A 26,136-nucleotide genomic window follows, 5' to 3' on the forward strand; every position below is an offset into this window, starting at 1 on the left:
AGGCATAGGCGGCGCCCTCCGCGCGGGCAAGCGATGTCGACCCCGGGGCTCAACTCCGGCGGGCTCTGGGTTAGGCTGGGGACGTTGGCGACGCTCGTCTTCGCCGTCGGTCCGATCGCGCTGGACGCGGAGGGGGAACGCGTGCGCGCCACCCTCGCGGCGGCGCTCGGTCGTGCGCTCCGCGTCGACGTCGAGATCCGCCCCGCGCTCACGTATCGCGAGCTGCTCGGCTGGGTCGGTCGGCGCGAGGTGCAGATCGCGTGGCTCGGTCCCGCGCTCTTCGTGCAGGCCCACGCGCGCTTCGGCGTCGAGCCGCTCGTGCGCATGGAGCGCGAGGGGCGCGCATCGTTCCGCGGCGCGCTCTTCGTGCGCGAGGACGCGGACATCACGACGCCGGAGCAGCTCGCGGGCAAGCGCGTCGCGTGGGTCGATCCCGACTCGTGCGCGGGCTTCCTCTTCCCGCGCATCGCGCTCGCACAGCGCGGGCTCGATCCCGATCGGCTCTTCGCCGACATGCGCATCCTCGGCAGCCACGGCGCGGTGGTCGCGGCGGTCGCATCGAGCCAGGTCGACATCGGCGCCACGTTCGTCGAGCACGTGGATCCCGACGATCCGAGCACCGCGATCGCGCGCGCCGGATGGAGCCAGGCCGACGTGCCGATGCGCGCGGTGCTCACCAGCGATCCGATCCCCGGCGACGTGATCGCGGCGACGCGCGTGCTCGACGAGCGCTGGCGCGCGCGCATCGTCGAGGTGCTCGAGGCGCTCGATCGCGATCCCGACGGCGCACCGGCGATGCGCGCGCTCTTCCAGGCCGCGCGCCTGGTCCCCGCGGTGAGCGACGACTACGCACCGGTGCGCGACGCGCTGCGCGCGGCAGGCGTGCGGATCTGATCGCAGCGCCACACGTGGCACCGGGATCGCCGCGGAGTACGCTCGCGCACCATGCGCACCTGGGGCTTCCGCATCCTCCGCGCGACGTTCATGGCGATCGTCGCCTGGCTCCTCTACCAGGTGCTCGATCACTACGACCGCGCGTGGCTCTTCGTGCCGATCGCGATCGGCGTGCTCGCGCTCTGGCTCGCCGAGCAGGCGCGTCGCGCATGGACCCGCAAGAAGAAGGAAGCGGACTGGGATCGCTGGGAGAGCGCGGTGCTCGACGCGTCGCTCCGTCCTCGCGCGATCATCGAGGTGAAGCAGGCGCTCGCGCGATCGCAGCGCCTCGGGCCGCGATTGCGTCAGGAGCAGGCGCACCTCTCGGTGGTGCTCGCGGAGCTGCTCGACGCGAGCGGTCGTCCCGAAGAAGGCGCGCGCGTCCTCGCGCGGGTCGATCTCGATGCGCTCGCGCCGTCGCAGGCGGTCGTGGTGCGGCACACGAAGATCGCGTCGTACCTCTCGGCCGGCATGATCGACGACGCGCAGGCCGCGCTCGCGGTGCGCGGCAAGCCGAGCGACGAGCCCGACATGGAGGCCCGTCTCGATCTCCTCGGCGGCATGATCGCGGTCGAGCGCGGCGAGCTCGACGACGCGCTGAAGACCGCGACCGACGTCGAGGCGCGCCTCGAGGACGCCTCGGTGAAGGCCGAGGCGCGCGTGCTCCGTGCGGCGGCGCTCGACGCGAAGGGCGATCACGAAGGCGCGATCACCGCGCTGCGCACGCTCGACGACGCGACGCTGCTCTCGCTGGAGATGCTCGGGTTCCGCCGCGTGCGCGGCCTCGCTGCCGAGGCGCGCGCACCGATCGCGGGAGCGAGCGAGGATCAGCCGGGCGAGAGGTAGACCGCGATCCCGAAGAGCGCCGGGATCAGCACCGAGAACAGCACCATCCCGATCATGAAGCCCGCGTCGTCGTTCTTCTGCTGCTGCGCCATCTCGACCTTCGCCTCCGTGGAAGAGCGGGCGCGAGCCTAAGGGCGAAGTACCCTCGCGTCGAGCCCACACGTCGGTGGGGAGGAGCGAGGCCGGGCCCGCGCACCGTGTCCGCCGAGCGACCGCGACGTGGGCGGCCGCCCACGCGAAGGCGCGACGACGCGTGATGTTCCCGGGCGGAGGGCGCGGGCGCGCCGGTTGCCAGCGTAGGCTCGCTCATGCCGCCCTCGACCGAGCCTCCTCCGTCCCCAGGCCCGTATCGCACCCCCGCGGGGCCCACCACGCCCGGCCCTCGGCGCGTTCCCCTCGTGGTGTTCGTCGCCGGTGCGCTCCTCGTGGTCGGCGTGCTCGTGGCGCTGATCCCGAGCGGCACGCGACGCACCGCGACGCTCTCCGACGCGCCGTGGGAGGTGCTCGACGGCATCTCGCAGTTCCCGCCGTCCGAGCCCGACCTGCCGCCCGCGACGCCCCTCGCGCCGCTGCTGGTCGCTGACGCGCCCGACGCGCTCGCGATCCTCTCGCCGCGCGAAGGTGCGACGCGCGTGGAGCGCGGCGAGACGCTGCTCGTGCGGTTCAACCGCCCGATGGTGCGCGGCTCCGAGGTCGGTCGTGCGCTCGAGGGCGCGCCGATCTCCTTCGATCCCGCGGTCGCCGGGAGCTGGCGGTGGGCGACGCGCAGCAGCTTGCTCTTCACGCCCGCGGTCGCGGCGTTCGATCGCAACGTCGAGGCGTCGCTGGTGGTCGAGGAAGAGGTCGCGTCGCTCGACGGCGATGCGCTCTACGACGACACCCCGCGCGTGATCGTGTTCGACGGATCGCCGCGCCTCGTCGGTCACCAGCCGAGCGTCGCGGAGGGCGAGCCGCTCGCGCTCACGTTCGACGCGCAGGTCTCGGCGGCCGAGCTCGCGCAGGAGATCTTCGCGTGGGAGGTCGAGGGCCGGCGTCCGGTGCCGCTGCGCATCACGGCGGGCGGCTTCGAGCCGACGAGCGACGACGACGGGCCGCAGCGCTTCCGCGTCGATCTCGCGCTCGGTCGTCCCCTCGAGGCAGGCGCGCAGATCGCGGTCGCGGTCGCGCCGCGCTGGAGCGGCTACGGCGGCTCGTTCCCGCGCGTCGTGCAGTTCGCGCTCGCACCGCGGCCGCGCTTCACCGGCATCGGCTGCGAGGAGAGCCGCTGGGGCAGCGCGCGCTGCACGTTCACCGAGGATCCCGGGCAGATCGTCGACGTCGGGCCCGCGCTGCGCCTGCTCGCGAGCGAGCGGCTGGCGGCGCTGACGCCGAGCGACGTGCGCGTCACGCCCGCGCTGCGCGACGTCGAGGTGCGCATCGAGGGGCAAGGCGCGGAGCAAGGGCGAGTCGTCGCGATCAGCGGCGAGTGGGAGCCCGATCAGGTCTACGAGGTGCGGCTCGGTGCGGTGCAGACCGAGGGCGGGGATCGCGTCGTCCCGCTCGCGCCGCTCGCGGTGCGCAGCGCGGGCCACTGGCCGACCGTGCAGGCGCCGGGCGGGACGCTCGTGTACGAGCAGGACGCGCCGATCGCGCTGCACGTGCGCGGCATCCACGTCGACGAGGGGCGCGCGATCGTGCGCACCGTGGTCGAGGGCCGCGAGGTCGACGCGCTGATGTCGCCCGCGTCGTTCGCCGCGGAGGAGCAGCCGATCACGGTGCCGCTCGCGGCGATCCTCCCCGACGCGCGCGCGAACCGCTGGGGCCGCGGCACGCTCGACGCGCGCGAGGCGAGCGGCGGCTCGCACATGATGGTCGTCGCGTTCCAGGCCGGAGCGCGCGGCACCGCGTCGGAGCTGCAGGCGGCGTTCGTGCAGTCGACCGATCTCGGCGTGACCGCGGAGGCGCTCGATCGCGGCGTGCTGGTGTGGGTGAGCTCGATCGCGCGCGCATCGGCGATCGCGGGCGCGCGCGTCGAGCTCCGGAACGTCGCGGGCGGGCTGGTCGCGGAGGCGACGACCGACGCGAGCGGTGCGGCGTGGGTGCGCAGCGACGGACGTCGCGGATCGACGATCGAGTGGAGCCCGCTCTCGCAGACGACGGTGATCGTGGTGCGTGCGGGTGGCGATCGCGCGGTGCTCGCGCTCGATCCGCGGAGCGGCGTGGGCCCCGGCGCGCTCGGGGTGCCGCAGAGCGGCGGCGCGCCCGACGAGGACGAGGGCGCGGTGCGCGCGACGGTGATCGCGGATCGCGGCGCGTACCGTCCCGGCGAGCCGATGTCGGTGCTCGCGATCGCGCGGCGCGTGGAGGGCGCGGCCGCGACGCCGCCGAGCGATCGTCCGGTGCGCTTCCGGCTGATCGCGGGCGATGCCGACACGCCGATCGCCGAAGCGAGCGTGCGGCTCGAGCGCGGGCACGCGGACGCGAGCTGGACGCTGCCCGAGGGCGTGATGCTCGGGACGCATCGCCTCGAGCTGATCGATGCGCAGGACGCATTGCTCGGATCGACGAGCGTGACGATCGCGGAGTTCCGCCAGCCGCGCTTCCGGGTCGATCTCGCGCCGCCCGCGGGTGACGTGCACGGCGGCGATGCGCTCTCGATCGCGGCGAGCGCGCGCTACCTCTTCGGTGCGCCGCTCGAGGGCGCGACGATGCGTTGGTCGATCGCACGCGAGGGGGCCGCGTCGGTGCCGGCGCGCTGGAGCGAGTACGCGTTCGGTCCGGCCTCGGGCGGGGCGCGCGCGGGCACGCTGGCGGAGGGCGAGGCGACGCTCGACCGCGAAGGCGCGGCGGCGCTCGGCGCGGAGGTGTCGCTCGCGTCGCCGGTGCGCACGCGGCTGCGCGTCGAGGCCGAGGTGACCGACGCGACGGGGCAGACCACGAGCGCGTCGCGCACGATCGTCGCGTACCCCGCGAGCTTCGAGGTCGGGGTGCGGCGGCCCCGCACGTGGGTCGGGCTCGGGAGCGAGCTCGCGATCGAGGCGATCGCGATCGATCACGCGGGTGAGGCGATCGCGGCACGTGCGATCGAGGCGCGCTTCGTGCGCGAGGGATGGCACGGCTGGTGGGAGTGGCACGACGGCGCCGAGCAGGAGGACGAAGGCGCGTACCAGCTGCGCCGCGGCCAGCGTCGCGACGTCGCGCACACGTGCGACCTCGAGAGCGCGATCGAGCCGGTGCGCTGCGCGTTCACGCCGGCGCGCGCGGGCACCTACGTGCTCGAGGTCGAGGGTCGCGACGAGGCGGGCCGCACCACGCTCGCGCAGACGCGCGTCTACGTCGCGGGGCCCGACGAGCATCCGGATCGGGATCCGCCGGGCGCGCCGATCGCGCTCACGCCGGCGCGCGAGGAGTGGAGCGTCGGCGACGAGGCGGAGCTCGCGTTCGAGTCGCCGTGGGAGGGCGCGGAGGCGCTGATCGCGGTGCACCACGGATCGCTGCTCTCGATGGAGCGACGTCGGGTCGGCGCGGGTGGTCAGGTGGTGCGCGTCGCGCTCACCGACGCGATGGTGCCGAACGTGTTCGTGACCGTCGCGCTGATCCGTCCGCGCAGCGGTGAGCCGGGCGAGCGCATCGACCTGAACGCGCCCGATCTGCGCTTCGGGGGCGCGAACGTGCGGGTGCGCCCGCGCACCTCGCGGCTCGAGGTGGCGATCGAGGCCGAGGGCGCAGCGCGTCCCGGCACCCGCGTGCCGATCGCGGTGCACGTGCGCGACGAGGAAGGACGCGACGTGCGCGGCGCGCGCGTGGCGCTGTGGGCGGTCGACGAGGGCACGCTGCGCCTCACCGGCTACCAGACGCCGGACGCGACGGGCGGGCTCTTCGTGGAGCGCGGTGCGGCGTTCGCGCTCGAGGATCTGCGCCGCGCGCTGGTCTCGCGGATCGATCCGTCGATCGAGGCGGAGGCGAGCGGAGACGGCGGGTACGCGGAGGGTGCGATGGATCTGGAGGAGCGCGAGCGCTTCGATCCCACGCCGCTCTGGGCACCGCGGCTCGTGACCGGCGCGGATGGGATCGCGCGCGCCGAGCTCGAGCTGCCGGCGCGACCGACCGAGTACCGCGTGATGGCGATCGCGATCGACGACGGGCTGCGTCGCGGGCGTGCGTCGACGTCGGTGGTCGCGGAGCAGCCGCTCGTGGTGCGCGCCGCGTTCCCGCGCTTCGCGACCGAGGGTGATCGCTTCGAGGCGGTCGCGTTCGTGCACAACGCGGGCGAGACCGAGATCACCGCGGAGGTGCGCTTCCAGGTCGGCGAGGAGGCACGCGAGGCGCGCACCATCACGATCGCGGCGGGCGGCGAGGCGCGGGTGAGCGAGCCCGTCGTCGCGTCGAGCGTCGGCGTGATGCCGCTGCGGGTCGCGGCGAGCGCGAGCGTCGACGGCGAGTCGGTCGCGCACGAGGACGGCGCGCGGGTGCCGGTCGTGCCCGCCGCGCGGTGGGTACGTCGTCGCGCGGTGGTCGGCGGCAGCGGCCAGCGCGCGCTCGATCTCGCGTTCGGCGAGAGCCCGCGCGGCGAGCTGCGCGTCGCGGTGGCGTCGCATCCGTTCGTCGGGCTCGATGGCGCGCTCGACGCGCTCGAGGAGAGCTGGTGGGGCGGCACCGAGGTCGAGGCGTCGCGCCTGCTCGCGATCGCGAGCTACCTGCGCCTGTCGGAGGGGCTGCGTCGCGGCGGTCGCGACGAGGTCGAGCTGCGGGCGCGCGCGGCGCGCGCGATCGAGGCGCTGGCGCGTGCACGCACCATCGACGGAGGCTTCGCGCGGTGGAGCGCCGGCGACGGCACGCAGCCGCACGAGACGGTGCTCGCGGTGCGCGCGCTGATCGAGGCCGAGGCTGCAGGGCTCCGCGTGCCCGAAGGCGTCCGCGAGGCGGGGCTGCGACGCATCGAGCAGCTCGTCGAGATGGGCGCGTTCGGCGAGACCTATGGACGCGCAGGCCAGGAGAGCTGGGCGCTCGCGCTGCGCTTGCTCGGTGAAGCAGGCACGCGCGGTGGGCCGCTCGATGCGCTCTACGAGCAGCGCGAATTCGCGTCTCCCGCCACGCTCGCGTGGCTCGCGCTCGCGCTGCCCGAGGGCAATCGCCGTCGCGACACTGCGCTCGCGCTCGCGGTGCATCGGCTCTTCCCGGAGCTCGAGATCGACGGGCTCGAGGCGAGCGCACAGCCCAACGGGGGCGCGCCGCGCGCGGTGTACGTGGAGCACGACGTGGCCGCGATCGCGGCGGTGCTCGAGGCGGCCTCGCGCATCGACGGCGGCGAGCCGTGGATTCGCATGCTCGCGACCGAGCTCCTGCGCATCGGCGGCGCGCGTGAGGACGGCCTCGGCGCGCCGGCCGATGTCGCGGCGGCGATGGCCGCGCTCTCGGCGTGCGCGCAGCGCTTCGGGCGCGAGGGCGAGTCGCTCGACGCAGTGCTCGCGATCGACGACGCGGCGATCGAGGCGCGCACGATCGGCGAGGAGGGCGCGCTCTTCGACGTGCCGTGGGCGCGGGTGGGGCAGGGCGCGCACCGGCTCCTCGCGCGCGGCGGAGGCACGGAGGATCCGATCTTCGTCGCGCTCGACGCGCGCTGGGCGGTGCCGATCTCCGAGGCCGACGAGGTGGCGCGCGGTCGCGCGGTCGCGCTGCATCGTGTGCTCGAGACCGCGGCGGGCACGCCGATCGAGCCGGGCGCGCGCATCCCGCTCGGCACGATGATCCGGGTGAGGCTCTTCGTGCACGTGGAGGACGGATCGTCCGAGCGCATCGCGGTGCGCGACCCGCTCGGCGCGGGCTTCGAGAGCGTCGACGAAGGGCTGCGCACCACGCCGCACGCGTCGCTCATGGCGCTGCTCGGCGCGAGCCCCGACGACGACGCGACCGACGCGCGTGGCTTCCACGCGATGCGCACGCTCTCGTACGTCGAGCACCGTCGCTTCGACGTGCACGCGACGACCTTCTATCTGTCGTCGCTGCCGCCCGGTCTGCACGAGCTGACCTACGCGGTGCGCGCGACCACGCCCGGCGAGTTCGTGGTGCCCCCCGCGTCGCTCGAAGCGCTGCGCGACGATGCGTTCGTGGGCCGGAGCACGGCGCTGCGGGTCACCGTCGAATGAGCGATCGGCGCGCAGCACGATGGCGGATCGCGCGGCGTGGGCTCGCGATGCTCGTCGTGCTCGCGCTCGGCGCGTGGATCGCGCTGCCCGACCCGCTGATCGAGACCTCGCGCTTCTTGCACTACGAGGACTCGGTCGAGATCGCGGATCGCTACGGCGCACCGCTGCGCTTCGCGCGCAGCGGCGCCGCCGATCGTCGCTGGGTCCCGCTCGCGTCGATCTCGCGCGATCTGATCGACGCCGTCGTCGCGGTGGAGGACCACCGGTTCTGGGAGCACGAGGGTGTCGACGTGCGCGGCACGTTCCGCGCGCTCGTCTTCAACTTCGTGCCCGGACATCGGTGGAGCGGCGCATCGACGATCACGCAGCAGCTCGTGAAGCTCGTGTACGGACGCCCGCACGGCGTCGCGTCGAAGGGCGTCGAGATCGCGCGCGCGCTCGCGCTAGAGCGCGCGTTCTCGAAGGACGAGATCCTCGAGCAGTACCTGAACCGTCTTCCCTACGGGAACGGCATCGAGGGCGTCGAGCGCGCGAGCCAGGCGTACTTCGGTCACTCCGCGTCGGAGCTCACGCTCTCCGAAGCGGCGCTGCTCGCCGGGATCCCGCAAGCGCCGAGCGCGACCGAGCCGCGCCGTCATCTCCCGCGCGCGATGCGACGTCGTGCGCTCGTGCTCTCGCGGCTCGAGACGCTCGGGCTGCGCAGCGCCGAGGAGATCGCGGCCGCGCGCGCCGACGAGGTGCGCATCGTGCCCACGCCGCCGCGGCCGTGGCGTGCGGCGCGCTTCGTCGACGTGGTGCTCCGCGATCGCGCCCGGGGGGCGCTGATCGCGCGCGGAGGATCGCTCCGCACCTCGCTCGATCTCCCGCTGCAGGATCGCGCCGAGCAGCTGCTCGAGGCGCGGGTGCGCGAGCTCGGTCCGCGCGGGGTGGAGAACGGCGCGGCGATCGTGATCGCGAACGCGAGCGGCGAGGTGCTCGCGTACGTCGGCGCGGCACGTCGCGGCCCCGATGCGCCCGGGGGCGCGCTCGATCTGCTGCGCGCACCGCGTCAGCCCGGCTCGACGCTGAAGCCCTTCGTCTACGGTCTGCTCTTCGAGCGCGGCGGCACGGCCGCGAGCGTGCTCGACGACGTCGCGACGCCGATGACGGGTCGCGCCGGCGTGCTCTACGCGCCGCGCGACTACGACGGCACCGAGCGCGGCCCGGTGCGCGCACGCGTCGCGCTCTCGGCGTCGCTCAACCTCGCGGCGCTCGATGCGGCCCGGCGCGTGGGACCGGATCGTGTGCTCGCGCGGCTCGAGGCGCTCGGCGTGCGCGACGTGCCGAGCGTCGAGGAGGTCGGCGCGGCGGCGGTGCTCGGCGGTGTCGACGTGCGCGCGATCGAGCTCGCGGAGGCGTACGTCGCCCTCGCGCGCGGCGGAACGCGCGTCCCGCTGCGCTACGTGCCCGGCGCGATCGAAGAGGGCACCGAGGTCATGCCCGCCGACGCCGCCGCGATCGTGCGCGACATCCTCGCGGACGGCCGCGCACGCGCGCAGGCGTTCGGCTCCGACCTCCACGTCGAGTCCGAGGGCCTCGACATCGCGCTCAAGACCGGGACCTCGACCGGCTTCCGCGACGCGTGGGCGGTCGTGCTCGACGAGCGCGTGACCGTGCTCGTGTGGCTCGGCGATCCCGAGGGCGGGGCCACGCGCGCCGTGTCGGGCTTCGAAGGCGCGGCGCCGGTCGCGGCGCGTCTCTTCGCGGCGGCGCACGCGCGCATCGCGTCGCTCGGCGCGACCGTCGACACCGTGGTGCGCGAGGACGTCGCGCTGCAGCACGCGTCGATCTGCGCGCACACCGGGCTGCTCGCGGGCGCGCGCTGCCACGCCGTGGTGACCGAGCGGTTCGCGCCGGGCACGTCGCCCACCCGCACCTGCGATGCGCACGCCGAGGACGGCGCGCTCCTGCTCCCGCCGCGCTACGCCGAGTGGATCGCGCGGGTGCATCCCGCCGACGTCCGCATCCGCTCGAGCGAGGACACCGCGCTCGTCGCCGCGCCGGTGATCGTCCATCCGCGGGCCGGCGCGCGCATGCTCGCCGATCCGCGCCGCGGCGAGACCCGCATCCCGCTGCGCGCGACGATCGCGGGCGCGCTCGCCGACGACGTCGAGTGGGAGATCGACGGCGCGCTCTGGCGCGAGCCCACGTGGCCACTGCGCCCCGGCGAGCACCGCTTCGTCGCGCGGGCGCGGGGCCTCCGCAGCGACGAAGCACGCGTCACGGTCGAGTGACGATCACCGGCGCGGCGTGACCTTGGCCGCGGCGCGCGCGAGCGCGTCGATGCTGCGCAGGTACTTCAGCACCGCCGCGCGCTCCGCGCTCGTCGAGACCGCGCCCCACCAGCGATCGTGCGCGTCGCACGCCCGCTGGATCGCCCCTCGCAGCCGCGCGCTCTTCACGTGCTGCGCGTTGCGCCGCAGCTCTTCGAGCACGCGCTCGAGCTCGTCGAAGAGCGCGTCGGCCTTCTCGGGGTGCACCGCGGCGGCCTCGAGGTTCTCCTGCACGACGAGCAGGCGCGCCACGAGGCGCTGGGCCCGGTGGTCGGCGAGCGAGATCGGCGGCGCCGGTCGCATGCCCCAAGCGTACGAGGCATCGCGCCGGCGCGCCCGCGATCAGACGTGGACCGAGTGGGCCATCCAGAAGACGAACGCGATCGTCGCGAAGAACGCGGCCACCATCGCGGTCAGGACCCACGCGCCGAACGTGTCGTGGGGATTCGGCAGCGCGGGCGCGATCTCCTTCGCGGCGCTCTCGGTGCGGACCTGGACGGGCGTGGCGGTGCGGGCGGCGGCGGTCGTCATCGTCGTGCTCCCTCGTTTCGTGTGAAGCCGACCCGGTGCTGAGCAGCGCGCGTGCCACGCAGGATTCGCGCGCTCCGCGCGCGCACGCGCCCGCCGCGCGCAAACGGTGCGCGAGGGCACGCGCAGGAACTGCGCGTTCAGCCGCCGATGAGGCTCATCCCGACGCGCTCGTGCTCGCTCGCGTGCACGTCGGCGAAGTGATGGCCCGTGTCCTTCACGCCGAGCGACCACGCGGTCGCCCACAGCACGTCGAGATCGCTCGCGCCCGCGCGCACCAGATCCCGCAGCGACACCGCGCGGCGCGACGCGAGGCACGCGCGGAGCTCGCCTCGGCTCGTGATGCGCACCCGGTTGCATCCGCCGCAGAACTCGTCGCTCACCGCGGTGATGAAACCGACCTCGCGCCCCGATCCGTCCGCGGCCGCGAGGTAGCGCGCGGGGCCCTTGCCGTCGGGCTTCGTCGCGCTCGCATCGCGCGTCACACGCGCGCCGAGCCGCTCCACGATCTCGCGCGCCGCCACGAATCGCTCGCGCGGCAGCGCGGCCGCCTCGCCGATCGGCATGAGCTCGATGAAGCGCGGCACGACCCCGATCGACCACGACCAGTCGACGATCGCGCCGAGCTCGTCGTCGTTGAGGCCACCGAGCGCGACGCAGTTGATCTTCACCACGATGCCGGCATCGAGCGCGGCGTGCACCCCCGCGAGGACCTCGTCGAGATCGCCGCCCCGCGTGATCGCGCGGAAGCGATCGCGATCCAGGCTGTCGATCGACACGTTGACCTCGTCGAGGCCGGCCTCCCGCAGCGGGCGCGCGAGCGTCGCGAGCCGGACGCCGTTCGTGGTCATCGCGAGCGAGTCGATCGGCGCGCTGGCGCGCAGCATCGTGACGAGCCGCAGCACGTCGCGCCGCGCGAGCGGCTCACCGCCGGTCAGCCTCACCCGACGCACGCCACCGATCGCGAGCGCGCGCGTGATCGCCACGAGCTCCTCGAACGCGAGCACGTCGCTGCGCATCGCGTGCTCGTCCTCGCCGCCCGGGGGCATGCAGTAGACGCACGCCATGTTGCAGCGATCGGTGACCGACGCGCGCAGGTAGGTGATGCGCCGACCGTGCGCATCGGTGAGCGCGACGCCCTGCTCGCCCCAGCCCTCGGGCCTCTGCGGTGCCGCCTCGGCGATCGCGATGCGCGACTCACTGGACGGCGCCAGCGGCAGGCTGCGGCGGCTCATCGGCTTCGTTCTTGACGCGTGACGCAGCGCGGCGCCAGCCGTCGCTCCGTGCGTCCGCGAACCCTTCGGGCTTGCCTCGCGCGGCCGTCTCGACCTATCACCGTCGCGCATGAAATTCTCGCGCGTCGCATGCCTCGCCCTCGCTCTCGCCATGCTCCCAACCGCTGCGATCGTGCGCGCGGACGAGCCCGATCCCGAGGTGTCGTCGGAGCCCGCCGCCGCGACGCGCGACATCTGGGATCGCATGCTCGCGGTCGAGCTCGTCGGCGGCCTCGACACGCCCTACGGCGTGTTCGGCGGTGCGGTCGTCATCTCGCCGATCCGCCACCTCGCGCTCGACGTCGGCGGCGGCGTGAGCCGCGATGGAGGTCGCGTCGCGGGCGGTGCGCGCCTGGTGCTGCCGCACGCGAACGGCGCGCTCGGTGTGCGCGTGGGCTTCGCCGGTGGACCGCTGACGTGGGAGAGCGCGGTGCCGGGGCACAACGTGCCGGGCGACGAGGTGCACACGCGCGATGGCGTGCAGCGGCAGACCTGGGAGTTCGTCGGGTTCGTCGACGTCTCGCTCTCGCTCGAGGTGCGCTTCGATCTCGGCATCTACGCGCGCTTCCTCTTCGGCGTGGAGCACGCGCTCTCGGGCCCGACGTCGTGCGAGGAGCGCATCGACGGCGAGAGCATCGGCCCGTGCTCGGCCAGCTCGTTCCAGCCGACGCGCACGTACGTCGGTCTCGCGGTCGGCTACGCGTTCGACATCTGATTCCAGCCCGTCGAGGCGTGCGCCGGCCTACTATCGCGCGATGCGGACACTCCCCCCAGTCGTCATCGCGCTCACGATCCTCGCCGCTTGCGCCGCCGCGGATGATCGCATCTGCACCGTGTCGGAAGCGGTCGGTTGCATCTGCGCCGCCGATGCCCCGGGCACCAGCGTCACGGAGTGCTCAGTCGCGAGCGTGGGCGGGCCGACCTGTTGCGAGAGCGACGCGGACGAGTACTGCCATTGCCCGAACCCGCCGCGATGTCACATGGAGGGCAGCGCGTGCTACTGCAGCCAGTGGCCGCCCGGGGACGCGGTCGTCGATTCGTGCCCGCCTCCCGCGGCCGGCACGGTGTGCTGCCTCGATCCGGCGAGTGACGACGCTCTCGGCAGGTGCAGCTGCACTGGCCGACGATCGTGCTCCCCCCACGAGGTCACGGTCGCGTCGTGCGACCCGAGTGTCATCTCGAGGTGCCCCGCCGACCAGCGTGCCGTCACGTCCTGCCTGCCGCACGAAGATTGAGGGCGCGCGAGCGATCCGCGATCAGGCACCACATCACCCCGCGTGGTCGCCTCGAACGTCAGGGCAGCGTCACACCGCCGGGCGCGATGCCGACCAGCAGCGCACCGCGCTCGGCGCCACGTCCGCCGCGCTCGCCCTGCATGTAGAGCATCGTGACGCGGAGATCGAGCTGGCGCGGCGCGGGCCAGCGCAGCGCGCGATCCTGCACCACCGGGATGCGCAGCGGCTCGAACGTCACGCCGTCGAAGCTGCCCGCCATCGTGATCAGCACCTGACCGTTGGCGCGCCGCGACTCGTAGTAGAGGCGGATGACCGCGCGCCCGGCCTCGGTGCGCGCCGCGATCACGCCCGGGCCGCCGACCTCGATCTCGTCGGAGTCGCGCATGTCGCGCGCCGCGAGCGCGGGCAGATCGATCACGCCGATCTCGGCCCACGCGAGACCGTCGTCGGACGACGCGCCGACGAGCGAGCCGTCGCGCTCGAAGTACATGAGGAACGCGTGCTCGGCCTCGGTGCCGCGGGTGTCGATCACGGTCGGCCGCCGCACCTCGCCGGCGATCACCGGCGCGCTGCCGACCTTCGCGAACGTGCCGTCGATCGACGCGGCCTGCGCGACGCCGATGCCGCCCTCCGCCCCGTAGTAGAGCCGCGCACGACCGTCCTCGAGCACCACGGCCCACGGGTCGCGCACGAAGCCGCCTTCCCACGCGTCCGTCGCGGCGAGCACCTCGCTCCCCGCGTCGAAGCCGAGGCCCTCCGCGCGCGGCGCGCTGCGCACGATCACGCGCGGCTCGAACACGCTCCAGTCGATCTCGAGCGGGCCCTCGGGCGGCGGCGGTCCCGCGTCGGCGGTGCCCGCGTCCTCGAGCACACCCGCATCGTCGATCGTCCCGCCGTCGTCGATCGGGCCCGCGTCGGGCATCTCGATCTCGCGCGGCTCCGCGCCCGCGTAGAACAGGAAGCCCTCCGCGGTCATCCCGTTCTCGACCGCGCGGGTGCGCTCGAAGAGCGTCGATCCCGGCGGCGTCGGCGGCACGTCGACCTCCTCCGCCTGCGCGAGACGGAACGGCCCCGTGCCTCCGTGGGGCAGGCCCTCGGGCGACGACGGACTGCTGCCGAGCGTGCTGCACGCGCTCGACGCGACCAGCGCGAGCCCCAGCGCGATCCGCCTCATCGGAACGCGAGCTCCATCGAGAGGCCTCCCGAGAAGAACCAACCGCCCGCGCGCCAGTCGCCGACCGGGTCGACCGCGCTCGCCTTCCGCGTCGTGCGCTCGGGCAGGATCGACCACTGCAGGTGCAGATCGAACGCGATCCATCCGTCGATCAGCGGGCGCAGCTGATCGAGGCGCAGTCCGCTGCCGAGCGAGAGCGCGACGCGATCGGTGTCCACGAGGTTCGAGACACCGCGCTGCTCGGGCACCGGGCTCGACTCGTAGAACGCACCGCCGCGCACCGTGACCTCGAGCCCGTGCTCGCGCGCCGCGATGCCCTCGACACCGATGCGCGGCACGAGGCGATCGGAGAAGTTCGCCGCGACCGGCGTCGAGCCGCTGATCATGTCGGGCACGAAGATCGTGTCCTGCAGCTCGGGCGGGACGCGGATCGAGAGCAGGATGTCGGCGCGCCCGATCGGGCTCACGTACGCCGACCAGTTCACCCACGTGAGCTCCGCCGAAATGCGCAGCTCGGGGATCGGCGTCCAGCTCCCCGCCAGCGAAACCTGCTGCGGGACGAACGCGTTGACCGACTCGCTGACGAGATAGAAGTAGCCGGGGATGTCGATGTCGCCGACGAGCAGCCGCGTGCTGCTCGTGTCGCCGGGCGATCCGACCTCCGCGATCAGCTCGTTCGAGAGGGCGAACTCGCCGCGGTACACCACGCCGAAGCTGAGCTCGGGCGTCGGCACGATCTGGATGCCGACCTGCGGGTAGCGGATGGTCGTCAGGTCTGCCGAGACCTCGTGCTCGAGGCGCGAGCCCACGTCGGGCCGCAGCACGTCGATGTCGCCGCGGATCGAGAGCTCGTTGCGCGCGTACGAGAGGAACGAGATGCCGCCGCCGATCAGCAGCCAGTCCACCGGGCGGATCGCGATGTGCGTCGCGAGGTACGTGCGGTGCGGACGGTTGTTGTAGAACTCCCAGCGCGGGCGGGTCCGCGGCAGCGACCGCGTGCGCGAGATGCGCTCGTCGTTGAGGTGCACGCCGACGCCGAACGCGAAGCGGAAGCCGTCGATGTTGCCCGGCACCACGAGGCCCGCGGTCAGCCCGTGCACCGAGTCGACGTTGCTGTCGAAGTCGTCGATGCCGAGCTCGTGGTGCACACCGAGCCAGCCGACGCCGACGCGCACGTGCTCGCCGCGCACCAGGCCCGCGGGGTTGTAGTAGTTCGCGCTGATGTCCGCGACGTCGGCGGTGACCGCACCACCGAGCGCGATCGAGCGCGAGGTCATGCCGTAGGTGTCCATCGGCTGCGCGAATGCGCGCGATGGCACCACGATCGCCGCGACGATGACCGCGGTCAGAATTCCAAGGCGATGGTCCATCCACCCACCAGGATCACGCCGCCCGTGCGCATCCCCATGCCCTCCGGCGCCTCCATCGCGCCGGTACGCAGGATCTGGTGCACGCGATCGACGAGGAAGTGCGCCTGCCCGAAGAGATCGAACCGGACCCGCTCGCTCGCCGAGAGGTCCCACGTGAGCCCGAGACCGCCGGTGACGATGTGGCGATCTCCGTCGAGGTACCGCACCGGCACCGCGTCGTTCATCACCGCCGAGCCGTCGGGGTTGCGGCGTGGCGCGAGGCGCGCGTCGGGCGCGGGGCTCAGCTCGAGCGCGTAGCCGCCGCGGAGGTGCAGCGTCGCGCGGCGATCGCGCAGCGTGCCCTCGACCGCGATGCGCGGCGACACCGTGTCGGAGAACTCGGGATCGGGCGCCGACAGCGACGACAGGCTCGTCGCGGTCTGCGCGCCCGGGTACTGGCTCCACATGCGCCAGGTGAGGTTCGCGATCACGCGCAGCCCCGGATCGGGCCGCCACGAGACCTCGCCCGCGAGCTGGCCCGGGTCGTACTGCACGATGCCGCCGACCGTCAGCACCGGCAGCGAGACCGGCAGATCCGCGGTGCGGATCTCGAGGTCCATCTTCGCGCGGAGCTCGTGCCGGTAGACGAGCCCGAACGACCACTCGCCGATGTCGTACGAGGCGCCCACGATCGGCGCGAAGGTCGCGAGCAGCTGGGTCTCGACCGTCGACGAGAACGAGCTCGTCTCGTCGAGTCGCACGTCGAGCTCGCCGATCACGTCGGCGATCGCCGACACGCCCACGCCGAGGCGCAGCCCCTCGAGATCGGTCGAGTGCAGATCGATGCCGAGCCCGAGCACGATGCCGAGCGACTGCGCGCGCTCGATCACCGGCCACTGCGGCACGTCGGGGAAGCGCACGTTGCCGCGCAGCAGCACCTGCTGCGGCGTGTACACGCCGAGCCCGAGCACGAGGCGGTCCTGCAGCACGTCGTGGAAGGGCAAGGGCAACGTCGCGCCGATCGTCATCCCGCGCGCGGCGTCCACCGGGAAGCGCTCGTCGTCGATGTGCAGGTCGTACGCGCCCGCCGAGAGCCCGATGTGGATGCCGCGACGGCGCGCGCGCCCGAGGCCCGCGGGGTTCGCGAACGTCGCTTCGTAGTCCTCGGCGTACGAGACGCCGGTGAGCCCGAGCGCCTGGGTGCGCGCGCCGAGCCCGAAGAGATCCTGTGGGGTCGCGGCCGCGGGCCTCGCGTTCCCGAGCAGGATCGCGAAGAGCGCCGCGAGCGCCGTCGTGATCCGACGCATCGCCGCGCAGACTACACGAGTTCGTCACCCCGGAGATCGGGGACGAAACATGAGCCGGATGCCCGGATCGGCCACGAAGATGGCCTCGTCCCGTGACGGGAACGGGTCACGGGCACTTCCGTGCGATCGCGATCTTTCCTGCGACAGCGAATCAGATAGGATGGGCCCCGTGCGCTCGCTCCTCGCTTGCTTGGTCGTGGTGACATCGCTCGTCGCGCCCGTGATCGCGCGCGCGCAGCCGCGCCCCGAGGACGTGCAGGCCGCGGCCGCGGCGTTCGCCGAGGGGCAACGCGCCCAGCTGCGCGGCAGCTACGCCCAGGCCGCCGATCTCTTCGAGCTCGCCGATCGCAGCGCACCGAACGCAGCCGCGCTGCGCAGCGCGATCCGCAACCACCGCGCGGCCGGTCAGCTCTCGCGCGCCGCGACGCTCGCGCTGCGCGCGCAGCGCCTCTATCCCGACGACGCCGACACGCGTGCCGTCGCGGACGAGGTGATCGCCGCGTCGTCGAGCACCCTCGGTCGGGTGCGCGTCACCTGCGAGCCCGCGTGCTCGCTCGCGATCGACGGGCGCGCGGCGACGGAGACCAGCGCGACCGAGATCGATCTGTTCGTCGATCCCGGCGAGCGCAGGCTCGTCGCGTCGTGGCCGGGGCGCGAGGCGGTGACCGAGGCGCTCGCGATCGCCGCGGGCGCCGAGCGCACGCTCGACATGCGCGCGCCCGAGCCCACGCCCGAGCCGGTCGTGGAGCCCGAGCCGGAGCCGGTCGTCGAGGCCGATCCGGCGCCGATGGACGAGGTGATCATCCAGCCCGCGCCGCCCGCCGACGACGGTGGGATCACGCCGTGGGTGTTCGGCATCGGCGCGGGGCTCACCGCGATCATGCTGGGTGCGGGCATCGCCTCGGGCGTCGACACGCTCTCGGCGCGCGACGCGTACGAGGCGGATCCGACGCGCGAGGGCTACGAGGACGGCGTCGATCGCCAGTGGCGCACCAACGGTCTCTTCATCGGCGCCGCGGCGCTCGGGGTCGCGACGCTGGTGATCGCGTTCTTCACCGACTGGGACGGCGAGCCCGAGACGGAGCGTGCGGAGACGACGCGGCCCTGGCTCGTGGCGAGCCCCGAGGGCGCGATGATCGGGATCGAGCAGAGCTTCGGAGGCGGGACGTGAAGAGCGCGGCGGAGCCGGTGCGGGCGCGAGCGGAGACCCATCCGCGTCGCATGCTCGATCGCTACGAGATCCTCGCGGAGATCGCGCAGGGCGGGATGGGCACCGTCTACCTCGCGCGGCTCGGCGGCGCGGGCGGGTTCGAGCGCCTCTTCGCGGTGAAGCTCATGCACGAGCACCTCGCGCAGGAGGAGACGTTCGTCACGATGCTCCTCGATGAGGCGAGGACCGCGGCGCACATCCACCATCCGAACGCGGTCGGCATCATCGACGTGAGGGAGAGCCCGGTCGGCTACTACCTCGTGATGAACTACGTCGACGGCTTCTCGTTGGCGCAGTTGCTCGATCATCCGTCGCTGCAGCGCGAGGAGCGCATCCGCATCGCGACGCGCCTCGTCGCCGACGCCGCGCACGGCTTGCACGCGGCGCACACCGCGAAGAGCGCGAAGGGCGAGAAGCTCAACATCGTGCATCGCGACGTGAGCCCGCAGAACATCCTCGTCGGCACCGACGGAATGGGGCGCATCGTCGACTTCGGCATCGCGCTCGCCGCGTCGCGCGTCGCGGCATCGCGGCCCGGGATGCTCAAGGGCAAGCCCTCGTACATGGCGCCGGAGCAGGCGCGCGGAGAGGCGTGCGACGCGCGCGCCGACGTGTTCGCGCTCGGCATCGTGCTCTGGGAGGCGCTCACCGGAGCGCGCCTCTTCTACGCCGACATGGACATCGCGACGCTCGTGAAGGTGATGGAGTGCGTGGTCGAGCCGCCGACCAAGCACGTGCCGGAGCTGCCCGAGGCGATGTCGGCGATGGTGATGAAGTCGCTGCAGCGCGACGCGAAGGATCGCTACACGACCGCGCGCGACATGGCGATCGCGCTCGAGCGCGCGGCGGAGAGCGCGGGGCTGCTCGCGAGCGCGCACGAGGTCGAAGAGGTCATCGAGCGGCTCTTCGAGAGTGAGATCGCGACGCGCCAGTCGGCAGTGACCAAGCGCCTCGCGGAGTCGACGGGACCGGAGCAGCCGCTCGATCGCGTCGGGCTCGCGTCGATCTCCCGGCTCATCCCGCGGCCGCGGCGCGACGAGGTGAGCGCGGTCGAGTCGAGCTACGGAGGATCGCGGAGCGATCCCGATCTGCCCGCGACGCGCGCGAGCCGGCCCGGCGTGGAAGCGCGCTCGGGCGTGCGACAGAGCGCGGTGCCGCGCACGCCGGTGAGCGGGATGCACCCGGACGTCGACGCGCACGCGAGCACGCGCCTGAGCGATCGTCCCGACGCGACGTCGCCCGTGCCGCTGCAGAGCGCGGCCTCGCCCGATCCGGCGCGCTCGCGCTTGCTGATCGGCGCGGCGATCGCGGTGACCGTGCTCGCGATCGGCGGTGCGATCGCGGTCGCGCTCTCGGGCGGCGAGGAAGCCGCGGCGCCCGCGCCGGTCGCCCCCGCGCCGGTGGTCGAGGCGCCCGCGCCGGTGCAGGTCGAAGCGCCGACGCAGGTCGAAGCACCGGTGCAGGTCGAAGCGCCCGCGCCCGTCGTCGAGGCGGTCGCGCCGGTGGTGGAAGCGGTCGCGCCGGTCGTCGAAGCGCCGGCGGCTCCGCGCGCGCCGCGCACCCGCCGCGCGACGACCACCACCGAGCCCGCGTCTCCGTCGGCGCCCAGCGCGCCGCAGCTCGAGACGAACCCGTACCTCACGCACTGAGACCCGACATGCTCCGCGCGCGTTCGTTTCCGATGCTGCTCGCGATCGTCCTCTCGATCGCGACGCCGGGCTGCTTCGTGTTCGACGAGTCGCTCTACATGAACCGCGACGCGAGCACGCCCACGACCGACGGAGGCCCGCCGCTGCTCGCGCTCGCCGACGTGTGCACCGGCGAGGTGCCCGTCGTCTCGTTCGAGAGCGGCGCGACCTCGTGGCTTCGCTCGTTCGACACGCGCGGCCTCTCCGACGATCACACGAACCTGAGCTGCACCGGTCGTCCTTCGCCGGGCCCCGAGGGGTTCTTCGCGATCGACATGACGGCGGGCGAGCGCTGGCACATCCACGTGCGTCGCCGCAGCACCGGCGCCGATCCGGTGCTCTATCTGCTCCGCCAGATCTGCGACGAGCGGAACTGCGATCGACCCAACGGGCTCGACGCGTGCCGCACCGACTCCGACGAGCACCTCTCGCTCGTCGCATCCGCGACGGGCCGCTACTTCGTCGGCATCGACTCGTCGAACAGCGAGGGCTTCGCGGGCAGCGTCGAGGTGTTCCGCCCCGAGTGCGGCAACGGCGTGCAGGAGCACGGCGAGAGCTGCGAGCCCGGTGTGAATCCCTCGCTGACGTGCAGCGACGAGTGCCGCGTCGTGCTCGCGGGCGGTGCGTCGGAGCACGAGGTGAACGACGACGCGTTCATGGCGAACGAGCTCGACGTGAGCGGCGGCGCGATGAGCGTCGGTGGCCGCATCGGCGCGCTCTGCGAGCTCGACGTGTACGCGGTCGACGTGCCCGAGGGCGGCGGCTCGATCCGCGCGAGCCTGCGCACCGCAGGCGGCGCGGACTGTCCGAGCAACACGCCCTCGACCGAGCTGCAGCTCGTCGGCGCCGACGGCATCGTCGTGCTCGGCACGGGCACCGCGCGCGGCACGAGCACGTGCCCGTCGATCGACGAGACCGACACGTTCGCGAACGGCCTCGCCGCGGGCCGCTATCACCTCCGCGTGTACGCGGTGAACGAGGCGATCGATCGTCCCTTCGACTACTCGCTGCGCGTCGAAGTGGTCACGCCGTGATCACGGCGTGATCGGCGCGCAGAACCCGACCATCCAGGTGCGCGCCATGCCGGTGCACGACTCGCCGGTCGTGCACTCGTCGACGGCCGCCTCGGGATCGCAGGGCTGACGGCACGCGGTCGTGTCGCCGCTGCGGATGCAGATGAGATCGTGGCCGCACGTGCCTGCGTCGCCGCCGCACGTCTCGCCGCGCAGGCGCGGCCCCGCGGTGCGGCACGCCGTGTACGGCGCGCGCGTCTCGGGGTGCGTCGCGAGGGTGCACGTGTCGGCCGCGACCGCGCAGTCCTGCGCGTAGATGTCGCAGGGCTCGGGGATCGGGCGGCACACGCGGATGCACGCGTCGCCGATCGTCCCGCTGCACGCGAGCCCGTCTCCGCAGAAGCCGATCGACCCCTCGGGGCACATGCGCTCGCAGTGGAAGCCATCTCCGAAATTCAGGCAGAGCGTGCCCGCCGCGCACTCGTCGTTGCGCGTGCACGTCTCGCCGGCGGCGCGCACCGGCGTGGTGATCGCGCGGCACTCGGTCCCGCTCGCGCCGCGCCGGCACGCGCTCTCGCCGCAGGACGTGGGATCGAAGGGATCACACGCGCCGGTCGCGGTGCACGGCATCGAGACCGGACCGCCGTCGATCGTCGCGTCGCCGCTGGTCGCTGCGTCGGTGATCGCGCTCGCGTCGTCGCTCGCGCTCGCATCGGTGGTGCTGCTCGCGTCGTCGCTCGCGCTCGCATCGATGGCGCTGCTCGCATCGATGGCGCTGCTCGCGTCGATCCCGCTGCTCGCGTCGCGCGCATCGTCGACATCGTTGTCGCCGCAACCGAAAGCGAGCCCCAGCGCGAGCACCACGACGATCGAGCGCGTCATGTCGGCGATCATCGCGGAACACGGCGCGCCGGAGAAGTCCCCGTCCCGCACGTGAGCCGTCTCGCTGTGCGTGCAAACCGCGCTGTGGAAGACTGCCCAGCCTCATGTCCGAGGCTTCTCCCTACCGTCCGCAGAACCCGATCCGCATCGTGAGCGCGGCCGCGCTCTTCGACGGTCACGATGCCGCGATCAACGTGATGCGCCGCATCCTCCAGGCGTCGGGCGCCGAGGTGATCCACCTCGGGCACAACCGCAGCGTCGAGGAGGTCGCGACCGCCGCGGTGCAGGAGGACGCGCAGGGCATCGCGCTCACGTCCTATCAGGGCGGCCACATGGAGTACCTCACGTACCTGCGTGAGCGGCTCGACGCGCTCGGCGCGAAGCACACGCGCATCTACGGCGGCGGTGGCGGCGTGATCGTGCCCGCGGAGATCGAGGAGCTCCATCGGCGCGGCATCGATCGCATCTTCAGCCCCGAGGACGGCCGCAACCTCGGCCTGCAGGGGATGATCGACCTCGTGATGCGAGGCTGCGACTTCCCGTCGAACGAGCCGCTCGATCAGGCGCCGGGCTGGATGCCGCTCGCGCGCAAGCTGACGCTCGTCGAGAACGGGCGCCTCGACGCGAGCTCGCTCCCGCAGCCGAGCAAGCGCGTGCCGGTCGTCGGCCTCACCGGCACCGGCGGCGCGGGCAAGAGCAGCCTCACCGACGAGCTCGTGCGGCGCTTCGTCCAGGACGATCCGAGCCGCCGCGTCGCGGTGCTCTGCATCGATCCGACGAAGAAGAAGACCGGCGGTGCGCTGCTCGGTGATCGCATCCGCATGAACTCGCTCAAGAACGATCGCGTGTTCATGCGCTCGATGGCGACGCGCGGCTCGGGCTCCGAGGTCAGCGCGCAGGCGAAGAGCGCGCTCTCGCTGCTGCGCGCGAGCGGCGCGTTCGACGTGATCTTCGTCGAGACCGCGGGCATCGGTCAGGGCGACAGCGCGATCACCGAGCTCGCCGATCTCACGCTCTACGTCATGACCGCGGAGTACGGCGCGCCCTCGCAGCTCGAGAAGATCGAGATGCTCGATCACGCCGACCTCGTCGCGATCAACAAGTTCACGCGCCGCGGCTCGGAGGACGCGCTGCGCGACGTACGCCGGCAGATCCAGCGCTCGCGGGGCTGGTTCGAGCGCAAGCTCGAGTCGCTCCCGGTCTTCGGCACCAGCGCCGCGCACTTCCACGACGCCGGCGTGAACGCGCTCTACGCGCACCTCGTCACCGCGCTGAACGAGCGCTTCGGCGCGAAGCTGCGCACGTCGTACGAGCCCGGCCCGCAGCGCACCACCGAGGCCTCGCAGGCGATCATCGCCGGCGGCCGCGAGCGCTACCTCAGCGAGATCGCCGAGGCGTGCCGCGAGCACCACCACTGGGCGCGCGAGCAGAGCGACGTGGCGCGCGACGTCGAGGCCCTCGCGCGTGCCGTCGCGCTCGTCGGCGGTCCGAAGGACGAGCCGAATTGGGCGCCCTACGGCGAGGCCGCGATCCAGTCCGCATCGCCGCGCGCCCACGACCTGATGAGCGAGCACGACCGCGCGCTCGCGCGCCTCGACGCACGCTGCCGCGCGCTGCTCGCCGACTGGAATGGTTGGAGCTCCAACTATCAGCGCCCCGAGTTCGAGTACCAGGTGCGCGGCAAGACCATCTGCGTCGCGAACTACCGCGAGACGCTCTCCGAGCTGCAGCTCCGCAAGGTCGCGCTGCCGCGCTTCAAGAGCGCGGGGGATCGCCTCTTCTGGCGCCTCACCGAGAACGTGCCGGGCGAGTTCCCGTACACGGCGGGCACCTTCCCGTTCAAGCGCACCGGCGAGGACCCGACGCGCATGTTCGCGGGCGAGGGCCCGAGCGAGCGCACCAACAAGCGCTTCCACTACCTCGCCGACGGCCAGCCCGCGGCGCGCCTCTCGACCGCGTTCGACTCGATCACGCTCTACGGCGAGGACCCCGCGATCCGGCCCGACATCTACGGGAAGATCGGCGAGAGCGGCGTCTCGATCGCGACCGTCGAGGAAGCGGAGCAGCTCTACGCCGGCTTCGATCTCTGCGATCCGTCGACCAGCGTCTCGATGACGATCAACGGTCCCGCGCCGACCGTGCTCGCGTTCTTCTTCAACACCGCGATCCGCCAGCAGTGCCGCCGCTGGCTGCGCGAGAACGGGCGGCTCGCGATCACCAAGGAGCAGGAGCTCCAGCCCGACGCCAAGCGCGGCTCGAGCTGGGCGCAGGTGCGCTCGCTCTTGAGCGACGCCGAGTACGCGCAGCTGCGCGAGAAGACGTTCCAGCAGGTCCGCGGCACCGTGCAGGCCGACATCCTCAAGGAGGATCAGGGCCAGAACACGTGCATCTTCTCGACCGAGTTCGCGCTCAAGGCGATGGGCGACGTGCAGCAGTTCTTCGTCGACCACGCGGTGCGCAACTTCTATTCGGTCTCGATCAGCGGCTATCACATCGCCGAAGCGGGCGCGAACCCGATCCACCAGCTCGCGTACACGCTCGCGAACGGCTTCACGTACGTCGAGTACTACCGATCGCGCGGCATGGACGTGAACGCGTTCGCGCCGAACCTGTCGTTCTTCTTCTCGAACGGCATGGATCCCGAGTACACGGTGATCGGCCGCGTCGCGCGTCGCATCTGGGCCGTCGCGCTGAAGCGTCTCTACGGCGCCGACGCGCGCTCGCAGATGCTCAAGTACCACATCCAGACGAGCGGCCGCTCGCTGCACGCGATGGAGATCGAGTTCAACGACGTGCGCACCACGCTGCAGGCGCTGCTCGCGACCTACGACAACGCGCAGTCGCTGCACACCAACGCGTACGACGAGGCGATCACCACGCCGACCGAGCAGAGCGTGCGCCGCGCGATGGCGATCCAGCTGATCATCAACAAGGAGTTCGGGCTCGTCGGCTGCGAGAACGCGACGCAGGGCTCGTTCGTCGTCGAGGAGCTCACCGACCTCGTCGAGGAGGCGGTGCTGCAGGAGTTCGATCGCCTCACCGAGCGTGGCGGCGTGCTCGGCGCGATGGAGCGCCAGTACCAGCGCGGCCGCATCCAGGACGACTCGATGAAGTACGAGCGCCTGAAGCACTCGGGCGAGCTGCCGATCATCGGCGTGAACACGTTCCTGCCGAAGAACGCGGCGCAGGCGTCGATCCCGCGCGACGTGCAGCTCTCGCGCGCGAGCGAGGACGAGAAGCGCGGCTGCATCGCGCGCCTCGAGCGCTTCCACGTCGAGCACGCGAGCGACTCGGCCGCGGCGCTCGATCGGCTCAAGCGCGCAGCGGTGAAGGGCGAGAACCTCTTCGCCGCGCTGCTCGACGCGACCGAGCACTGCTCGCTCGGGCAGATCACCCACGCGCTCTACGACGTCGGCGGCGAGTACCGCCGCAACCTCTGATCACGTCGCGCGCAGGCGACGCAGAGGCGCGCGCAGCGCGCTGCGCAGGACGGTGAGGAGCGGCGGGAGCCCCTCGTAGCTCGGCCGCGTCGGGTCGACCTGCGCGGTGCCGACCCTCGCTTCGCCGGGCGCGACCTCGAGCTCTGCGCGATGCAGCGCGCCGAGCTCGAGCAGCGCCTCGCGCGTCGGCGGATCGAGCACCGCGCGCACCGCCGCTTCGTCTCCTTCGATCAAGAACGCGCCATCGAAGTTGGCGTCGCCGATCTCGATCTCGTTCGCACCGAGCGTCTTCCGCAGCGAGTGCCAGAGCGTCTCGGGCCCGAGCGTGAAGCGTCCCACGCCCGGCGGGAGCGCTGCGGCGAGCTCCAAGAACATCATCTGGTGGTCGCGCCGGACCCGCACGTCGATCGCCATCGGCGCGGCATGGCGGATCAGCACCTGGGCGATCTGCGCCGCGTACGGGTCCGCGGGATCGTCGGGGCGCACCGAATGCGCGGTCCGACGCACCGCGCCGGGCGTGCTCCACTCGAGCATCACCGCGCCGTGTCGTACTTCGAGCGCTTCGAGCGCCGACACCCGCGCCGCGAGCTCCGCCATCTGCTCGATCGACGGCTCGGGCCCGGGGTGCTGCAGTCCTCGTTCTGGGGCGACGTCGCGCCAGAAATCCTCGGTCCAGCGGGCCTCGAGATCGCGCATCCGCCGCACCAGCTGCTGGCGCCGTCGATCGAGCGCGCTCGGGTCCTCCCGGTACGGCATCGGCGCAGCGTACGTTGGCTCAATCCTGGCTTCGACCGGGACTGTACTCGCGCTACCATCGCCG

17 protein-coding genes are annotated in these 26,136 nt (G+C 72.9%); 9 read left to right on the forward strand and 8 right to left on the reverse strand.

Annotation, left to right across the window (positions count from 1 at the left end; genetic code table 11):
• Nucleotides 1-33: 33 nt before the first annotated feature.
• The 4 genes from I5071_RS08045 to I5071_RS08060 all read left to right on the forward strand — a co-directional run bounded on the left by I5071_RS08045 (nucleotide 34) and on the right by I5071_RS08060 (nucleotide 10,177).
• Complete coding sequence (locus I5071_RS08045) at nucleotides 34-894, forward strand: phosphate/phosphite/phosphonate ABC transporter substrate-binding protein (protein WP_268921216.1); 861 nt, start codon at nucleotides 34-36, stop codon at nucleotides 892-894.
• 51 nt (nucleotides 895-945) lie between these two features.
• Nucleotides 946-1,779: a hypothetical protein gene (locus I5071_RS08050; protein WP_236604823.1), complete on the forward strand. Its 834-nt coding sequence runs from the start codon at nucleotides 946-948 to the stop codon at nucleotides 1,777-1,779.
• A 308-nt stretch (nucleotides 1,780-2,087) separates the two neighbouring features.
• On the forward strand, nucleotides 2,088-7,904 hold the full coding sequence (locus I5071_RS08055) for an alpha-2-macroglobulin family protein (protein WP_236604824.1): 5,817 nt from the start codon (nucleotides 2,088-2,090) through the stop codon (nucleotides 7,902-7,904).
• Entirely contained in the window at nucleotides 7,901-10,177 is a 2,277-nt protein-coding gene (locus tag I5071_RS08060) for a penicillin-binding protein 1C (protein WP_236604825.1), read from the forward strand. The genes I5071_RS08055 and I5071_RS08060 overlap by 4 nt, the downstream gene beginning before the upstream one ends.
• Before the next feature lie 3 nt (nucleotides 10,178-10,180).
• Here the strand turns inward: I5071_RS08060 and I5071_RS08065 are convergent, their stop codons facing one another.
• The 3 genes from I5071_RS08065 to moaA all read right to left on the reverse strand — a co-directional run bounded on the left by I5071_RS08065 (nucleotide 10,181) and on the right by moaA (nucleotide 12,090).
• Nucleotides 10,181-10,519: a hypothetical protein gene (locus I5071_RS08065; protein ID WP_236604826.1), complete on the reverse strand. Its 339-nt coding sequence runs from the start codon at nucleotides 10,517-10,519 to the stop codon at nucleotides 10,181-10,183.
• A gap of 39 nt (nucleotides 10,520-10,558) precedes the next feature.
• Nucleotides 10,559-10,747, reverse strand: a complete 189-nt coding sequence (locus I5071_RS08070; protein WP_236604827.1) for a hypothetical protein — start codon at nucleotides 10,745-10,747, stop codon at nucleotides 10,559-10,561.
• Between the two features lie 137 nt (nucleotides 10,748-10,884).
• The gene (gene moaA / locus I5071_RS08075; RefSeq protein WP_236604828.1) at nucleotides 10,885-12,090 is read right to left on the reverse strand and encodes a GTP 3',8-cyclase MoaA; all 1,206 of its coding nucleotides are present in this window, start codon (nucleotides 12,088-12,090) and stop codon (nucleotides 10,885-10,887) included.
• A 40-nt stretch (nucleotides 12,091-12,130) separates the two neighbouring features.
• Here moaA and I5071_RS08080 point away from each other — a divergent pair, with 40 nt between their 5' ends.
• Nucleotides 12,131-12,733: a hypothetical protein gene (locus I5071_RS08080; protein ID WP_236604829.1), complete on the forward strand. Its 603-nt coding sequence runs from the start codon at nucleotides 12,131-12,133 to the stop codon at nucleotides 12,731-12,733.
• A gap of 578 nt (nucleotides 12,734-13,311) precedes the next feature.
• Here the strand turns inward: I5071_RS08080 and I5071_RS08085 are convergent.
• From I5071_RS08085 to I5071_RS08095, 3 genes are read right to left on the reverse strand one after another with little or no spacing between them, the layout of a single operon-like run.
• A complete protein-coding gene (locus I5071_RS08085) occupies nucleotides 13,312-14,427 on the reverse strand; it encodes a hypothetical protein (RefSeq protein WP_236604830.1) in 1,116 nt (371 codons plus the stop codon).
• Nucleotides 14,424-15,797 carry an OmpP1/FadL family transporter gene (locus I5071_RS08090; RefSeq protein WP_236604831.1) on the reverse strand — a complete coding sequence of 458 codons (1,374 nt, stop codon included), beginning with the start codon at nucleotides 15,795-15,797 and terminating at the stop codon, nucleotides 14,424-14,426. Before I5071_RS08090 ends, I5071_RS08085 begins: the two co-directional genes overlap by 4 nt.
• On the reverse strand, nucleotides 15,773-17,083 hold the full coding sequence (locus I5071_RS08095; RefSeq protein WP_236604832.1) for an OmpP1/FadL family transporter: 1,311 nt from the start codon (nucleotides 17,081-17,083) through the stop codon (nucleotides 15,773-15,775). Before I5071_RS08095 ends, I5071_RS08090 begins: the two co-directional genes overlap by 25 nt.
• A gap of 169 nt (nucleotides 17,084-17,252) precedes the next feature.
• On the opposite strand from I5071_RS08095, the gene I5071_RS08100 reads away from it, so the two are divergent.
• Genes I5071_RS08100 through I5071_RS08110 form a run of 3 tightly spaced genes read left to right on the forward strand, consistent with a single transcriptional unit; the run spans nucleotide 17,253 to nucleotide 21,015 of the window.
• Complete coding sequence (locus I5071_RS08100) at nucleotides 17,253-18,254, forward strand: hypothetical protein (RefSeq protein ID WP_236604833.1); 1,002 nt, start codon at nucleotides 17,253-17,255, stop codon at nucleotides 18,252-18,254.
• On the forward strand, nucleotides 18,251-19,942 hold the full coding sequence (locus I5071_RS08105; protein ID WP_236604834.1) for a serine/threonine-protein kinase: 1,692 nt from the start codon (nucleotides 18,251-18,253) through the stop codon (nucleotides 19,940-19,942). The genes I5071_RS08100 and I5071_RS08105 overlap by 4 nt, the downstream gene beginning before the upstream one ends.
• Nucleotides 19,943-19,950: 8 nt before the next feature.
• Complete coding sequence (locus I5071_RS08110) at nucleotides 19,951-21,015, forward strand: hypothetical protein (RefSeq protein WP_236604835.1); 1,065 nt, start codon at nucleotides 19,951-19,953, stop codon at nucleotides 21,013-21,015.
• Here I5071_RS08110 and I5071_RS08115 read toward each other — a convergent pair whose 3' ends face one another.
• A complete protein-coding gene (locus I5071_RS08115; RefSeq protein WP_236604836.1) occupies nucleotides 21,016-21,876 on the reverse strand; it encodes a hypothetical protein in 861 nt (286 codons plus the stop codon). It abuts the gene before it with no gap.
• A gap of 104 nt (nucleotides 21,877-21,980) precedes the next feature.
• Here I5071_RS08115 and icmF point away from each other — a divergent pair, with 104 nt between their 5' ends.
• Entirely contained in the window at nucleotides 21,981-25,316 is a 3,336-nt protein-coding gene (gene icmF / locus I5071_RS08120) for a fused isobutyryl-CoA mutase/GTPase IcmF (RefSeq protein ID WP_236604837.1), read from the forward strand.
• Here icmF and I5071_RS08125 read toward each other — a convergent pair whose 3' ends face one another.
• The gene (locus I5071_RS08125; protein WP_236604838.1) at nucleotides 25,317-26,072 is read right to left on the reverse strand and encodes a DNA integrity scanning protein DisA nucleotide-binding domain protein; all 756 of its coding nucleotides are present in this window, start codon (nucleotides 26,070-26,072) and stop codon (nucleotides 25,317-25,319) included. It lies immediately after the preceding gene.
• Between the last annotated feature and the right edge of the window lie 64 nt (nucleotides 26,073-26,136).

This window comes from Sandaracinus amylolyticus (genome assembly GCF_021631985.1).
Taxonomy (GTDB): domain Bacteria; phylum Myxococcota_A; class Polyangia; order Polyangiales; family Sandaracinaceae; genus Sandaracinus; species Sandaracinus amylolyticus_A.

Coding starts and splice junctions, on each gene's coding strand:
- I5071_RS08045 (WP_268921216.1), top strand. CDS start 34: ATGTCGACCCCGGGGCTCAACTCCGGCGGGCTCTGGGTTAGGCTGGGG.
- I5071_RS08050 (WP_236604823.1), top strand. CDS start 946: ATGCGCACCTGGGGCTTCCGCATCCTCCGCGCGACGTTCATGGCGATC.
- I5071_RS08055 (WP_236604824.1), top strand. CDS start 2,088: ATGCCGCCCTCGACCGAGCCTCCTCCGTCCCCAGGCCCGTATCGCACC.
- I5071_RS08060 (WP_236604825.1), top strand. CDS start 7,901: ATGAGCGATCGGCGCGCAGCACGATGGCGGATCGCGCGGCGTGGGCTC.
- I5071_RS08065 (WP_236604826.1), bottom strand. CDS start 10,519: ATGCGACCGGCGCCGCCGATCTCGCTCGCCGACCACCGGGCCCAGCGC.
- I5071_RS08070 (WP_236604827.1), bottom strand. CDS start 10,747: ATGACGACCGCCGCCGCCCGCACCGCCACGCCCGTCCAGGTCCGCACC.
- moaA (WP_236604828.1), bottom strand. CDS start 12,090: ATGCGCGACGGTGATAGGTCGAGACGGCCGCGCGAGGCAAGCCCGAAG.
- I5071_RS08080 (WP_236604829.1), top strand. CDS start 12,131: ATGCTCCCAACCGCTGCGATCGTGCGCGCGGACGAGCCCGATCCCGAG.
- I5071_RS08085 (WP_236604830.1), bottom strand. CDS start 14,427: ATGAGGCGGATCGCGCTGGGGCTCGCGCTGGTCGCGTCGAGCGCGTGC.
- I5071_RS08090 (WP_236604831.1), bottom strand. CDS start 15,797: ATGGACCATCGCCTTGGAATTCTGACCGCGGTCATCGTCGCGGCGATC.
- I5071_RS08095 (WP_236604832.1), bottom strand. CDS start 17,083: ATGCGTCGGATCACGACGGCGCTCGCGGCGCTCTTCGCGATCCTGCTC.
- I5071_RS08110 (WP_236604835.1), top strand. CDS start 19,951: ATGCTCCGCGCGCGTTCGTTTCCGATGCTGCTCGCGATCGTCCTCTCG.
- I5071_RS08115 (WP_236604836.1), bottom strand. CDS start 21,876: ATGACGCGCTCGATCGTCGTGGTGCTCGCGCTGGGGCTCGCTTTCGGT.
- icmF (WP_236604837.1), top strand. CDS start 21,981: ATGTCCGAGGCTTCTCCCTACCGTCCGCAGAACCCGATCCGCATCGTG.
- I5071_RS08125 (WP_236604838.1), bottom strand. CDS start 26,072: ATGCCGTACCGGGAGGACCCGAGCGCGCTCGATCGACGGCGCCAGCAG.